The organism is Brevundimonas sp. SL161, from assembly GCF_049896985.1.
Lineage (GTDB): Bacteria > Pseudomonadota > Alphaproteobacteria > Caulobacterales > Caulobacteraceae > Brevundimonas.
The window spans coordinates 119,061-132,403 of sequence record NZ_JAFCVJ010000005.1 but is presented as its reverse complement, the minus strand read 5'-3'; the positions used below and the strand labels follow the sequence as shown (position 1 = coordinate 132,403).

Genomic DNA, 13,343 nt, shown 5'->3' with positions numbered 1-13,343 from the left:
ATGCCCAGTCTCGCGCGCCCCTCGCAGGAGCATCATAGCGTATTTGACGCAAGAAACCCCATACGATCCCTGACGAGGGGTTCAACTTGTCGAGAGGTTTGTACGTCGGTCTGCATCAGGCGAGGTCTTTCCTCGAAAGACCGTCGATCCGCTGGGTCACCGAGACGGTCGCCAGCTGATCGAAGGCAGCCATGATGTGGTAGAAGGAGCTGACCGGTACCGCCTCATCCACGAATGCCCCATCGGGCAGCCGTTTGTCGCGCCACAATCCATCCGGCGTCAGATAAAGCCACAGCGCCCGAAGCGTGCTTTCGGCGTCCTCGACCAGTGCGGCCCGCTCGCCGTCAAGGGCCTGATCGGCCAGGACCAGCGCTGCCTTCAACCTTTCGGTCTGCGGCCAGAGCCGGGCGCGGGCGCTGCGGAGCGAGCCGTCGTCGTTCAGCGCGTCCCGGGTGACGCCGTTGCGTTCGATCACGCCCCGGTCTCCCGCCGCATAAAGCCGGCGAGCGACCTCGACCACGTCGGCCCCTCCGCGCGACAGAGCTTAACGCGTCAGAAGCCATGCCCACGCGAACTGATAGCCCGGCTCGACCGGCCGACCGTCCTCGCCCGGTGCCGGGTGCCAGTCGGCGTCGAAGAACTCGCGCAGCATGCCGCTTTCGGCGTCGATGAAACGGGTGATTGCCAGGTCCACGATCGCGGCGGACAGAGCGGCCCACGCCGGGTCGTCGTTCTGGTCCTCCTAGGCCATGGCGGCTTCCAGCAGACGCATTTGGGCGTTGGCCTGATACGGGTGGGGGCCAGTTTCACGAAAGCCGCCGTTCGGCAGGGCGCCCGCCTGAGTTCGGTCGCGCAGGGCGCGCGCCCGGGCCGCAGGATCGTCGCGGACGTGCCCCGACGCGCGGGCGGTCGCCAGCGCGAGCAGCACGAAGGCCCGGTCGTAGAGGCGGGTCGTGTCGTCCAGCACGGTTCCGTCCGCCGCGAGCGACGCCCTGAGATCGCCGTCGGGTCGCTGGAAGCGCGAAGCCAGGGCGTCCAGACCCGCATCGACCGCCCGTCGCCACGGCCCGGTCCAGCCCAGCCGCCCTGCCTGGGCATAAACATAGACCTGGCGCGCCTGCACCAGGGACCGGCTGGCACCCACGAGGGGCCGGCCGTCGAGACCGAGTGTCTCGGCGAAGCCGGAGCCGTCCTGCAGACCGACTGTGGCCCACAGGGGCAGGGCCCGTAGACCCAACCAGTCGGCCAGCCGCCCGGCTCCCCCCTCGAGGCTCTCCGGCGCGAGGGCGTTGAAATCCAGATGACCGGGCGACCCCAGCTTGATGCGTTCGATCACGCGCTTGACATCCTGAGCCCGGGCGAGGTCGGTGACCAGAACGGCGTCGCGTTCGACGACGATGGCGAGGTTTCGCACCCCCAGAGCGGCGACCAGAACCCCGTCCGGCGCCCGCACAAGGCAGCCGTCGGGATCCTCGAAGATATGGGCCCCGACGTCGCCCTCGCCCGAGGCTGCCATAGCGTCCCACGCGCCCATGTCGGACCAGGTGAACTCGACCGCCAGCACGCTGGCCAGGCGGGTCTTTTCCATCACCGCATAGTCGATCGAGATTTTCGGAGCCGGGCGGAACTCCGGTCCGAGGACCTGCACCTGTCCCGCCTCCTGGGCCGGCACGGAGCCTGGGAAGAGGCTGCCACGCCGGGCGCATGGACCGTCAGTTGTTCCAGCAGCACGGCCGCAGACACCATGAAGTTGCCGCTGTTCCACAGATAGCCGGCGGCGATGTAGTCAGCAGCGGTGGCGCGGTCGGGTTTCCCGACGAAGGCCGCGACTGCCGAGAGGCCCGGGCCGGCCGGCCGGATATAGCCATAGGCCGCCGAGGGCGCGTCCGGCCTGACCCCCAGGGTCACGATCCGTCCCCGCGAGGCCGCCTGGGCGGCCTCTCGCACGGCGGCGCGGAAGGCGTCGTGGTCGGGAATGTGATGATCCGACGCCACGAAGGCGGCGACGCCGTCAGGATTGTCTCGTTGGATCCAGGCGGCGGCGGCGGCCATGGCGGGGGCCGAGTCGCGGGCTTCAGGCTCCAGCAGGATCTGCGCCTCGATCTCCAATTCGGCCAACTGGTCGAGGATCCACTGGCGGTGCGCGACGCGGGCCACAGCCGCGTTCCGCCACCGCCACACAGGATAACCGGATAGAGGACCATCGCGCCTTTACTAGCGCCTTCGTCGCGCGACCGAAACCGGCAACGCTCCGCTTGTCGGCTGGCCGCGGTCGCAGGGTGACAGATGACCCCTCTACGGCTAGTGACCCGCTGCATGGACGAAAGCGAACGGCAATCCGAAGAACGGGGCTGGGCCACGGCGAAGACGCTGGCCGAGGCCCTGCCCTATATCCAGGTCTATGATCGCGAGACCGTGGTCATCAAATACGGTGGCCATGCCATGGGCGAGGTCGCCGTGGCCAAGCAGTTCGCCGCCGATGTCGTGTTGCTGAAGCTCATGGGGGTCAATCCGGTCGTGGTCCACGGCGGCGGACCCCAGATCAGCGCCATGCTGGACAAGGCCGGCGTCAAGTCGGCCTTCGTCGACGGACTGCGCGTCACCGATCGCGACACCATGGCGGTGGCCGAGATGGTCCTGTCGGGCGCGGTCAACAAGGAGATCGCCCACTGGATCACCGTGGCCGGGCGCGAGGCCGACGTGCGCGGCGTGGGCCTGTCGGGCAAGGACGCCGGCCTGCTGACCGTCGAGAAGACCACGCGCACGAAACGCGACCCCGACAGTCTGATCGAGCACGAGGTCGACCTGGGCTTCGTCGGTGAGCCGACCCGGGTGGATCCCAAGCTGATCGCCGGTCTGATCGCGTCCGAAACCGACGACTGGGTGCCCGTCATCGCGCCCATCGGGGTCGCAGAGGATGGCCAGACCTACAACGTCAACGCCGACACGGTGGCGGGTGCTGTGGCCGGATCGCTGAACGCCAAACGGATGCTGCTGCTGACCGACGTCAAGGGCGTGCTGAACAAGGACGGCGATATCATCCGGCAGATGACGGTGGCAGAGGCGCAAGGGTTGATCGACGACGGCACGGCATCCGGCGGCATGATCCCCAAGCTCCAGACCGCCATGGCCGCCGTGAAGGCGGGGGTAGAGGCCGTGGTCATTCTCGATGGCCGCCGACCGCACGCGATGCTGGTCGAACTGTTCACCGAATACGGCGCGGGCACCCTGGTGAAGGCGTGAGCCCCCTCCCTTCCCAACTTGATCTTAGCCACATCGACGCCTGGGTCTTCGATCTGGACGACACCCTGTACCCGCGCGAGCAGGGGGTGATGAACCTGGTCCAGGGACGGATCAACGCCTTCATGGTCGATGCCGTCGGGCTGCCCTCGGATGAGGCCCGCATCCTCCAGAAACAGTTTCTGAACGAGCACGGCACGACCCTGGCCGGCTTGATGGCCAACTACGCCATCGATCCGGAGAAATTCCTGCGCGAGGTGCACGACGTGCCGCTGGACACGCTGGAGCCCAATCCGCGACTGGACGTCGTGCTCGCGCGCCTGCCGGGCAAGAAATATGTCCTGACAAACGGCGCGCGCTTCCATGCCGCCCGGGTCCTGGCCCGCATCGGCATCACCGACCGCTTCGACGGCGTCTTCGCCATCGAGGACATGGACCTGACGCCCAAACCGGCCCCCTCGACCTATCGCCACTTCATCGAGCGGTTCACCATCGACGCCTCGCGCGCCGTCTTCTTCGAGGACACGCCGCGCAATCTCGTTCCCGCCAAGGCCCTCGGCATGGCAACCGTGCTGATCGGCGACAGCCTCGGCGACGGCCATAGCCATGAACTCGGCGACTGGATCGACGCCCGGGCCCCCGACCTGCTCGACTTCCTCACACCCTTTTCCCTGAAGGACGCCGCATGACCGACCGCGCCGAACTGGAAGCCGTCATCGAAGCCGCCTGGGAGGCGCGGGCCGAGTTGAACCCTTCGACCGGCGGCGAAACCCGCAAGGCCGTGGAGACCGCGCTCCAGCTGCTGGACTCCGGGCAGGCCCGCGTCGCGTCGAGAGGCGAGAACGGCGTCTGGATCACGCACCAATGGTTGAAGAAGGCGGCACTCCTATCCTTCCGCCTGAACGACAACGAGATCATGCGCGCAGGCGACCGAAACCTGTCTGCCTCCACCTCGGGCGGCGGCGCGCCCGGCGTTGGTCCCTGGTACGACAAGGTGCCCAACAAGTTCGGCGACTGGACCGGCAATGACTTCAAGGAGGCGGGCTTCCGCGCCGTGCCCGGCTCGATCGTCAGGAAGGGCAGCTTCATCGGCCGAAACGTCGTGCTGATGCCCAGCTTCGTGAACATCGGGGCCTATGTCGACGAGGGCTCCATGGTCGACGGCTGGGCCACGGTCGGGTCCTGCGCCCAGATCGGCAAGAACGTGCACCTGTCCGGCGGCGTCGGCATCGGGGGCGTGCTGGAGCCCCTCCAGGCCAACCCGACCATCATCGAGGACGACTGCTTCATCGGTGCCCGCTCGGAGGTCGTCGAGGGCGTCATCGTGCGCCAGGGCGCGGTGCTATCGATGGGCGTCTACATCTCGGCCACGACCCGGATCGTCGACCGCGCCACCGGCGAGATCATCCGCGGCGAAGTCCCGGCCTATTCGGTCGTCGTCCCCGGTGCCCTGCCCGATCCCAAGGGCGGCCCGTCGCTGTACTGCGCCGTGATCGTCAAGCGGGTCGACGCCCAGACCCGTGCCAAGACGGCGGTGAACGAGTTGCTGCGGGACTGAGCCGCCCGGTCACCGGCCGCCGCGGTAGACCTGGTCCTGGGTCACAGTGTGCATGATGCCGAAGACGTTGCGCTCCGTCGTTCCGCTGGCCTTCAGCTCCAGCGCCCGGCTGAGCAGAAGGTAGCTGCCGAGCCGTTCCTGACAGAAGGCGATCGCGCGCCGCTGGTAAGCGTCGTCGGGCTGGAACGCAGAAAACTGGTCCGCGAAGGCCAGCGTCGGTCGCGAAAGCTTTTCATAGGCCTCCAGCCACCAGGCGGTCGGATAGGTGCCCAGCTCCATTCCCCCCGGGATCAGATGTTGCTGGTTCATGTAATGCATCGTCTGCTTCTGACCGAGCACGCCGGTTTGCAGCATAAGGAGGGTGTAGCGGAGGAAGTCGATCGCATTGTGCGATCGAATATACTGATGGGCGATGCCGTTGATCGCAAGCGGCTTCACAAAGATGTAGTCATAGCCAAGCCGTTCCGGGTGGGCGAGTTGCGCCGGTTCCATCTCGGCGGAGGTCACCAGGTGCATGCCGGGATAGTTCGGGCTCGCGCGACCGAATGGCTCCAGAGACACGAACTTGCGATACTGCCAGATAGTGACCGAACGTTCGAAGCTCGTCTGTGCACTCAGGTACCTGTGGACGGCGAGCGAGCCGAGGCACCCCGACAATTTGTCGTGCAGAATCTCCGGATTCTCGAAGAAGTCGTAGCCGGCGATGATGTCCAGACCACCCGGGTTATCCGGCATGACCGGATTTATCCACATGATCCGGGACCCTTCAGGCAACTGGTAGGCCGGAAGCGCGTTGTGGCAAACGATGAAGACCGTCATGGGCGGGCCGGTTCCGATCAGGCGCGGGGGTTCAGCGCTTGCGCTTCAGATACCCTTCGGGAGCCACGGAGATCAGCAACTTGTCGTCGATCGACCTGTCGATCTCGAACTCCGGATGGGTCTTCAGATAGTCCCAGACGGCCGTCTTGGGACTGTTTCCGGGCCCCCAGGGACGGTCTGGGAACATCTCGGCCGGAAGGTCCTCGATGACGGTGTCGAACACGACGCAATAGCTGCCGACGCTGGTCAGTGGGGCGTAGACTTCCAGCTCGTCGCGGACGTGCTGGTGCGTGTGGTTGCTGTCCAGCAGAACCATGACGCGCTCGTACCCGGCGGCGACGGATCTGACCTGAGCGACTACATCGTCGGCGACGCTTGATCCCTCGATCATCTGGATGCGGCTGGCCATGGGGTGAGCCTCGATCGCCGCGAGATTGTGCGGGCGGATGTCGATGTCGACGCCCAGAACCTTGCGGCCCGACTGGCGCGGGTCGATGGGCTTCCCCGTCTCGATAGCATCGGTCAGGTCCAGAAGCGCCAGCAGGGACGCGCTGAAGATCAGCGAGCCGCCGTGGGCGATGCCGGTTTCGATGATCAGATCCGGGCGCACAGACCACACCAACTCCTGCATGGCGGCCATGTCCTGCGGGTACTGGATTATCGGCCGGCCCTGCCAGCTGAAGTTATAGGAGTACTGGGGCAGGATCGACGTCTGAACGAACCGCGCCGCGCTCGCGCACATGTCGGTCTCGTCGCGGACCTTGGCAATGCGGCCGGAGACTTCGGATTCAAAGGTGTTCATGGCTGACTTCGATATAGGTGAAAGCGTTGTTCGACATGTCCCGGATCTCGGACAGATAGTTCGGATTCATGACATGGATGGGGGAGCCGGGTGGCAGCGTCGCCATCACCTCGTCGGGCGTGCTGACCCTAAGGCCCGAGGCGGCCAGATACTGACCCTGTTTGGCGGTGTTGATATCGATGACGGCGGCGACGTCCAGGCCGGCGCGCTGGCACAACAGGGAGAAGATCACACCCTTGGACGCGCCGCCCCAAACGACCAGCCCCCCCGGCGGTGCCGAGGCGGGAATGGTCGCGGTGAAGTCATCGGGGAAGGCGGCCCGGTCGGCGGGGTCGATCTGCGGATGACGCAGGCTGGCCAGATCGGCGACGACGGCCAGATACTGGCCCAGAAAGACCCGCTCGGCGTGGATCACGCGGCCGAACATGCGTGAGAAGTCCGAGAGCCTGAAGTAGTTCACATGCTCGTAGTAGATGTCGAACCAAGCACGGTTTTCGCAGATCCAGTCGAAGCAAGGGACCTCGATATAGATCAGTCCCTGGCCGCCGTTCGCGTCGCGCAGGTTCATCAGGAAGTCGACCGGATCGACGACATGCTCCAGCACATGGCGCAGGATCAGGCCCTTGGCCGAGACCTCCAGGCCAGGTGAGAAATACTCCAGTCTGACCCGCGGATTGTCGCCTTCGTAAGTCGGATCGAAGCCCGTGACGTCGACCCCGTCAGCCAGGAGCATCTCCAAGAAGAAGCCCTTGCCGCAACCCACCTCGACCAGATCGAGCCGGCCCAAGGTGGTCTGGACAAGGCCAGACGCGCGGTCGAGATGCTCGCGGAACGGCAGGCTGACGCCCTGCTCGTTCTGATAGTGGGCATCGTAGACCATGAGTTCGGGGCGGAAGGCGCCGTTGACGACCAACCCGGTTTCCAGATCTTCGACCAGCCTCACGTCGCCCTTGGGGCAATCCCTGGCCTCGGCCTCGGAAGGATACATGCGGTTCTGGAAGATCGGCAGGCTGTCCTGCTGGTACAGCAGCCGCGTATCGGACGTATCGTTCACCACGGCTCCGGGCTTTCAGGGACGGGAAAGGTCGGCGCGCCTACTACGCGGACAGGATCGACGGCGTTATCCGGACGTGTGCCAAACCGCAAGAGGTCGCGGCGACCATGGCGGTCCGCGATAGCCTCCGCCATCCGGCGCAGCGTCACCGGGCGACCGGAACACACATTAACCGGCCCCTGGATATCGCCGCCCGCGACGGAGGCGATGACGCGGCCCGCCACGGCCACGTCGAGGAAATCGCGCACCTGAACTCCGGACGTCAGTTCGGCGGCTTCGCCGCGCGAGAGGCGGTCGTTCAGATAGGGCACGAAGCGACGGGGGTCCTCGCCCTCGCCATAGAGGTAGAACAGGCGGCACCAGGCGAACTCGACCCCGCTGGCCGGCAGGATCTGTGACAGGGCCAAAAAGGCAGCAGCCTTCGCCCCAGCATAGGGGGTGATGGGTCGCAGCGGAGTGTTCAGATCGAGGTCGCCCGCTGAGAGATCGTATTCGAAACATGTGCCAACGCCGACGAATCGGCGAACGCCAGCGGCGATCGCGCCCTGGGCCATCGCCAAGGTCCCCGAGAGACAGTGCAGATTGAGCGGCGAATGCAGATACATTCCCGGCTCGGCGTACCACGCGGCGTGAACGACCGTATCGACGCCCTCCATGGTTTCTGCCCACCAAGCCGCGTCTTCGGCGAACAGGTCCGGCGTCGTAACGACATCGGGCGACGGCGTCCGAAGGTTGCGCACGACAAGCCGGACGGGAACGCCTGCGTCCTCGAGCGAGCGCAGAATCTGCCGGCCGACGAAGCCGGTCGCGCCAGTCAAAAGCACCCGTCGTGTCACGACACCCGGAGCTCCGGCACCGCCGTGACGAACCTTGTGCCCTGCTCGGCTAGACCCGCCAGCTGCGCGCGCACCTCGTCGGCGATGTTCCACGGCAGGATGACCAGATAGTCGGGCCGGGCGGTCACGAGCGCATCCGGCGCCAGGATGGGGATGTGGCTGCCCGGCATGAACCGGTTCTGCTTGGCGGCCGCGGCGTCGCAGACGAAGGGCAGCAGGTCGGGTCGCACGCCCGCATAGTTCAGCAAGGTATTGCCCTTGGCCGCCGCGCCGTAGGCGGCCACCGAGCAGCCGGCCTTTTTCTGTTCCAGCAGGAAGGTCAGCAGCCCATCCTTGATCGCGTCGGCGCGGGCCTGGAAGTCGGCGTAGTAGGCCAAGGTCTCCATGCCACGGGCCCTTTCCTCGGCAAGCACCGCTTCAACGGCTGGAGCGGTCGGATGGGTCGCGTCCGTCCGGCATCCATAGACGCGCAGACTGCCGCCGTGGGTCGGCACCTCCTCGACGTCGAAGATCCGCAGGCCCGCCCGTTCGAAGATGCGCTGGGCCGTAACCAGGGACAGGTAGGAAAAGTGCTCGTGGTAGACGGTGTCGAACTGGGCGAACTCGACCAGTCGCATGAGATGCGGGAACTCCAGCGTCACCACGCCCTGGGGTTTCAGGGCCGTTTCCAGGCCTCGCGTGAAGTCGTTGATGTCCGGCACATGGGCATAAACATTGTTGCCGCAGATCAGGTCGGCAACGGATCCCTTGTCCACCAACTCGCTGGCCAGCGACTGGCCGAAAAACGACCGCATCACCGGAATACCCAGAGCCTCGGCCGCCGCCGCCGTGCTGTCGGTGGGCTCGATGCCAAGGCAGGGGATCCCTACCTCGACGAAGTTCTTCAGCAGATAGCCGTCGTTGGATGCCACCTCGATCACCAGACTGTCGGCGCCGAGCGAGAAGCGATCCGTGATCATCCAGCTGAACCGCGCCGCATGGTCGAGCCAGCTACGCGAGGTGGACGAGAAATAGGCGTAGTCGGGGCTGAATAGGGCCTCGGCCTCGGTATAGTCCTCGGTCTGGACAAGATAACAGGCACCGCAGACGAACAGCCGCAGCGGGTAGGTCGTCTCGGGCGCGCGCAAGGCGGCCGCGTCGAGATAGGCGTTCGACGGCGGCGCATGGCCGAGGTCGAGGAAGACCTGTTCCAGCGGGGAGCGGCAGTGACGGCAGTTCATAGGGAAATCGGTTCGATCTCGGTCAGGCTGGAATGCCCGGCGTCGCGGGGCGACAGGTCGGTCACGGGCAGCGGCCAGTGGATCGCGAGCGCGGGATCGTCGTAGCGAACGCCGCCTTCGTCCGGCCCGCTATAGGCGTCGGAGTGCAGATAGAGAAGCTCGACGTCCTCGGTCAGGGCCTGGAACCCGTGGGCGAAGCCCTTCGGCACATAGATCATCGACCGATTGGCGGCGCTGAGCTCGATCCCCGCCCATTGCCCGAACGTCGACGAGCCGACCTGCAGGTCCACGATCACGTCGAAGATCGCGCCGGCCAGGCATTTGACCAGCTTCACCTCAGCGGCCGGAGGGCGCTGGAAATGCAGGCCGCGAAGACTGCCGGTGCGGCGCGTCAGCGAGGTGTTTATCTGAACCCAGCGCGTGTTCAGGCCGTGGGCAGCGAACTCTGTCTCGCAGAAGAGGCGGGCGAAGAAACCCCGCTCGTCCTCTCGTTTGTCCAGGTCGATACGGAACGCGCCAGGAAGCGGAAGCGGCGTGAAGTTCATGGCGCGCCGAACGCCTCGATCTGGGCCAGGGTCACATCGCGCGCGCTGGCTCCGTCGTGAACCTGGCAATACCATTTCAGCGTGGCTTCGACCGCCCGGTCGAAATCCCAGCGGGGTCGCCAGTCGAGCATGGCCGCTGATCGATCGATGGTCAGGCTTAGCAGATTCGCCTCGTGCGGGGCGGTCGGATCGTGGGCATCCACCCGCCGACCACCGGGCCAATGCGACAGCGCCCCGTCGACCAATGCGGACACGGTCCGGGTATCGGCCGGCTGGGGGCCAAAGTTAAAGGCCGAGCGCAGGGCCGGATCGTCGTTCTCCAGCAGCCGGCGCGCAAGCGTCAGATAGCCGGACAGCGGCTCCAGCACATGCTGCCAGGGACGCACCGCACCCGCGTTCCGAACTCCGACCGGCTCGCCCCGCGCCAACGCCCGCGCCAGGTCGGGAACCAGCCGGTCCTCCGACCAGTCGCCGCCGCCGATAACGTTGCCGGCCCTCGCCGAGGCGATCCGCACCGGGGTGCCGTCGAAGAAGGAACTCCGGAAGCTGGACACGGCCAGTTCCGTCGCGGCCTTCGAGGCGCTGTAGGGGTCGTGGCCACCCAGACGATCGCTCTCGCGATAGGCGTGGGTCCACTCCCGGTTCTCATAAACCTTATCGGTGGTGACCATGACGACGGCGCAAGGATGATTGAGTACCCTCAGAGCTTGCAGCAGATGGACCGATCCCTGGACATTGACGTCCCAGGTCTCGACCGGCTCGCGATAGGATCGACGTACCAGCGACTGCGCTGCCAGATGGATCACCACCTCCGGCTGGACGGCGGCGACCCGTGCCCGCACGTCCTCGAGCTCTCTGATGTCGCCCGCGGCGTGATTGATGGAGCGGTCCAGGCCCAGTTGCGCGAACAGCGACGGATTGGCGTCGGGCTCCAGCGCGAACCCGTGGACATTGGCCCCAAGCCCATTGAGCCAAAGGCTCAGCCATGACCCCTTGAAGCCCGTATGGCCGGTGACCAAGACACGCCGACCTTCCCAGAATCCGCTCACGTCGAGGTCTTCCAAGGGGCGGCGTCGTCAGCCCACAGGCCTTCGAGGAAGGTGCGATCGCGCAGCGTGTCCATCGCCGCCCAGAAGCCGCCATGGCGCCAAACCGCCAGCTGATTATCGGCCGCCAGCGTTTCAAGAGGTCCCCGTTCCCAGACCGTGTCGTCGCCATCGATCCGGTCGAAGATGTCAGGCTCGCACACGAAATAGCCGCCGCTGATCCATCGGCCGTCACCAGTGGGCTTTTCCAGGAAACTCGTTACACGGTCGCCGTCCATTTCGACTGCGCCAAAGCGGCCAGACGGTTGGATGGCCGTGACCGTCGCTGCAACGCCTTGAGACCGATGGAAGCGAATAAGGTCAGTGATGTTTACATCGCTTACCCCATCGCCATAGGTCAAACAGAAGGTGCCGTCAATATAGTCGCGAATGCGGCGGATACGTCCCCCTGTCTGTGTCAGTTCGCCCGTGTCTACCAACGTCACCTTCCAGGGCTCAGCCTTGCGTCGATGCACTTGCATGGTGTTCGCTGACATGTCGAAAGTGACATCGGACATGTGTAGAAAGTAGTTCGCGAAATACTCCTTGATCACATAGCCTTTGTAACCGCAGCAAATCACGAAGTCCGTCACGCCGTGCGCTCCGTAGGATTTCATTATGTGCCATAGGATGGGCAGTCCGCCGATCTCGATCATCGGCTTGGGCTTGAGATGCGACTCTTCGCTTATGCGTGTACCGAGGCCTCCCGCGAGAATCACAGCTTTCATGTTTTACGTCATCCAAACGACAGTTTCGGCATCATCAAACCTAGGGATTTGATGGAGAATTTGGTCGCCGAGCGCAATGCAAGATTGGGAGCGTGGGCGCTCAATATCTCCTGCGTCTTGGGTGCCTGCCGGTGACCACCTTTGACGTGATGTGACGTGACCCCCGTTTCTCATCCAGCCATAGCGAGAGTCCTTTGGTGATCTGAACCGTGATTGGCAGGGGTGGCAAGAGGCCGGTCTGCGCAGCCGTCAACCAGCGCAGCAGGCCGGCCGATGTGTCCGGTGAGCGCCTCGGCGTAGGCCTCGGGCGTCAGCCATCCGAGCTTCGAGTGCGGCCGGGTTTCGTTGTAGTCGCGCCGCCAGGCGTCCAGCACGACACAGGCGTGCGGCAGGGAGCGGAACAGCGTCTCGTTCAACAGCTCGTCGCGCAAACGGCCGTTGAAGCTCTCGTTGAAGCCGTTCTGCTGGGGCTTGCCCGGCGCGATGTAATGCCAGCCCACCCCGGCGTCGTCGGCCCAGGCCAGGATGGCGTTCGAGGTCAGCTCCGTGCCGTTGTCGCTGATGATCGTGTCGGGCCGTCCGCGCCGAAGCATGATGGCGTCCAGCTCTCTCGCCACCCGCCGACCTGACAGCGAGGTGTCGGCGATGAGCCCGAGGCATTCCCGCGTGCAGTTGTCGATCACCGTCAGGATGCGGAAGCGCCGCCCGTCGGTCATCTGGTCGGACACGAAGTCCAGCGACCAGCGCTGGTTGGCCACCAGGGGAACCTCCAGCGGACGCCGCGTGCCCATGGCCCGTTTGCGCCCGCCGCGCCGGCGCACCATCAGCTTCTCCTCGCGGTAGATCCGCTGGACCCGTTTCCTGTTCACCTCATGGCCCTCGCGCCGGAGCATCACGTGCAGGCGGCGATAGCCGAACCGCCGACGCTCCTGAGCCAGGGCCTTCAACCGATCGCGTAGCTCACCGTCGTTCGGCCGCGTGGCCTGGTAGCGCACGCTCGCACGATCGACGCCCAGAACCCGGCACGCCCGCCGCTCGCTCATTTCGTAGACCGATCGCAGGTGCACCACAGCCTCCCGATGCGCGGCGGGCGTCACCACTTTTTTTCCAGCAGATCCTTCAGCGCAACGTTGTCCAGCATCGCATCCGCCAGCAACCGCTTCAGCTTGGCATTCTCGTCCTCAAGCGCCTTCAGCCGCCGGGCTTCCGACACATCCATGCCGCCGAACTTGGCTTTCCACTTGTAAAACGTCGGCGAGCTGAGCCCGTGCTTCCTGCACAGATCCGCCACCGGGACACCCGTCTCCTGCTCCCGCAGGATCCCGATGATCTGCTCTTCCGTAAACCGTGATCGCTTCATTCCGTCCGTCCTTTCGAGGGGCGGACTCTAGCTATTCCTGGAGGAGTTTCAGGGGGTCACGTCAGATGGTGTGGACGACCTCCGCCTGACCGACTG

The 13,343-nt window shown here is 65.3% G+C and carries 13 protein-coding genes and 1 pseudogene; 3 read left to right on the top strand and 11 right to left on the bottom strand.

The genetic code is table 11. The features are described from left to right. Positions 1 to 115: 115 nt before the first annotated feature. Positions 116 to 1,516, bottom strand: a pseudogene (locus tag ACP7AU_RS06335) (AGE family epimerase/isomerase). Positions 1,517 to 1,587: 71 nt separating this feature from the next. Next, positions 1,588 to 2,157: a sugar phosphate nucleotidyltransferase gene (locus tag ACP7AU_RS06330; RefSeq protein WP_426050872.1), complete on the bottom strand. Its 570-nt coding sequence runs from the start codon at positions 2,155 to 2,157 to the stop codon at positions 1,588 to 1,590. Positions 2,158 to 2,316: 159 nt separating this feature from the next. Between ACP7AU_RS06330 and argB the strand changes: the two genes are divergently transcribed. Genes argB through dapD form a run of 3 tightly spaced genes read left to right on the top strand, consistent with a single transcriptional unit; the run spans position 2,317 to position 4,798 of the window. Further along, on the top strand, positions 2,317 to 3,243 hold the full coding sequence (gene argB / locus ACP7AU_RS06325; protein WP_426050871.1) for an acetylglutamate kinase: 927 nt from the start codon (positions 2,317 to 2,319) through the stop codon (positions 3,241 to 3,243). After that, a complete protein-coding gene (locus ACP7AU_RS06320; RefSeq protein WP_426050870.1) occupies positions 3,240 to 3,929 on the top strand; it encodes a pyrimidine 5'-nucleotidase in 690 nt (229 codons plus the stop codon). Before argB ends, ACP7AU_RS06320 begins: the two co-directional genes overlap by 4 nt. Further along, positions 3,926 to 4,798, top strand: a complete 873-nt coding sequence (gene dapD / locus ACP7AU_RS06315; protein WP_426050869.1) for a 2,3,4,5-tetrahydropyridine-2,6-dicarboxylate N-succinyltransferase — start codon at positions 3,926 to 3,928, stop codon at positions 4,796 to 4,798. The genes ACP7AU_RS06320 and dapD overlap by 4 nt, the downstream gene beginning before the upstream one ends. Positions 4,799 to 4,807: 9 nt before the next feature. Here the strand turns inward: dapD and ACP7AU_RS06310 are convergent, their stop codons facing one another. The 9 genes from ACP7AU_RS06310 to ACP7AU_RS06270 all read right to left on the bottom strand — a co-directional run bounded on the left by ACP7AU_RS06310 (position 4,808) and on the right by ACP7AU_RS06270 (position 13,247). Next, positions 4,808 to 5,617, bottom strand: coding sequence for a hypothetical protein (locus ACP7AU_RS06310; protein WP_426050868.1), 810 nt, complete (start codon positions 5,615 to 5,617; stop codon positions 4,808 to 4,810). A gap of 31 nt (positions 5,618 to 5,648) precedes the next feature. Next, entirely contained in the window at positions 5,649 to 6,419 is a 771-nt protein-coding gene (locus ACP7AU_RS06305) for a cephalosporin hydroxylase family protein (protein WP_426050867.1), read from the bottom strand. Beyond that, positions 6,406 to 7,473: a class I SAM-dependent methyltransferase gene (locus ACP7AU_RS06300; RefSeq protein ID WP_426050866.1), complete on the bottom strand. Its 1,068-nt coding sequence runs from the start codon at positions 7,471 to 7,473 to the stop codon at positions 6,406 to 6,408. Before ACP7AU_RS06300 ends, ACP7AU_RS06305 begins: the two co-directional genes overlap by 14 nt. Further along, complete coding sequence (locus tag ACP7AU_RS06295; protein ID WP_426050865.1) at positions 7,470 to 8,291, bottom strand: NAD-dependent epimerase/dehydratase family protein; 822 nt, start codon at positions 8,289 to 8,291, stop codon at positions 7,470 to 7,472. The genes ACP7AU_RS06300 and ACP7AU_RS06295 overlap by 4 nt, the downstream gene beginning before the upstream one ends. A gap of 14 nt (positions 8,292 to 8,305) precedes the next feature. Then, the gene (locus ACP7AU_RS06290) at positions 8,306 to 9,529 is read right to left on the bottom strand and encodes a class I SAM-dependent methyltransferase (protein ID WP_426050864.1); all 1,224 of its coding nucleotides are present in this window, start codon (positions 9,527 to 9,529) and stop codon (positions 8,306 to 8,308) included. Beyond that, a complete protein-coding gene (gene rfbC / locus ACP7AU_RS06285) occupies positions 9,526 to 10,074 on the bottom strand; it encodes a dTDP-4-dehydrorhamnose 3,5-epimerase (protein WP_426050863.1) in 549 nt (182 codons plus the stop codon). Before rfbC ends, ACP7AU_RS06290 begins: the two co-directional genes overlap by 4 nt. Then, positions 10,071 to 11,123: a CDP-glucose 4,6-dehydratase gene (gene rfbG, locus ACP7AU_RS06280; protein ID WP_426050862.1), complete on the bottom strand. Its 1,053-nt coding sequence runs from the start codon at positions 11,121 to 11,123 to the stop codon at positions 10,071 to 10,073. The genes rfbC and rfbG overlap by 4 nt, the downstream gene beginning before the upstream one ends. Continuing rightward, the gene (gene rfbF, locus ACP7AU_RS06275; protein ID WP_426050861.1) at positions 11,120 to 11,887 is read right to left on the bottom strand and encodes a glucose-1-phosphate cytidylyltransferase; all 768 of its coding nucleotides are present in this window, start codon (positions 11,885 to 11,887) and stop codon (positions 11,120 to 11,122) included. Before rfbF ends, rfbG begins: the two co-directional genes overlap by 4 nt. A 170-nt stretch (positions 11,888 to 12,057) precedes the next feature. Next, positions 12,058 to 13,247, bottom strand: a protein-coding gene (locus ACP7AU_RS06270; protein ID WP_426050860.1) for an IS3 family transposase whose coding sequence is annotated in 2 segments (ribosomal slippage) — positions 12,058 to 12,998 and positions 12,998 to 13,247 — 1,191 coding nt in all. Because the reading frame shifts where the segments join, the coding sequence is not laid out codon by codon here. Positions 13,248 to 13,343: the final 96 nt, after the last annotated feature.

Bases quoted from the DNA above. Each gene is read 5' to 3' on its own strand.
- ACP7AU_RS06310 (WP_426050868.1), bottom strand. From the start codon at position 5,617: ATGACGGTCTTCATCGTTTGCCACAACGCGCTTCCGGCCTACCAGTTG.
- rfbC (WP_426050863.1), bottom strand. From the start codon at position 10,074: ATGAACTTCACGCCGCTTCCGCTTCCTGGCGCGTTCCGTATCGACCTG.
- ACP7AU_RS06305 (WP_426050867.1), bottom strand. From the start codon at position 6,419: ATGAACACCTTTGAATCCGAAGTCTCCGGCCGCATTGCCAAGGTCCGC.
- argB (WP_426050871.1), top strand. From the start codon at position 2,317: ATGGACGAAAGCGAACGGCAATCCGAAGAACGGGGCTGGGCCACGGCG.
- ACP7AU_RS06290 (WP_426050864.1), bottom strand. From the start codon at position 9,529: ATGAACTGCCGTCACTGCCGCTCCCCGCTGGAACAGGTCTTCCTCGAC.
- dapD (WP_426050869.1), top strand. From the start codon at position 3,926: ATGACCGACCGCGCCGAACTGGAAGCCGTCATCGAAGCCGCCTGGGAG.
- rfbF (WP_426050861.1), bottom strand. From the start codon at position 11,887: ATGAAAGCTGTGATTCTCGCGGGAGGCCTCGGTACACGCATAAGCGAA.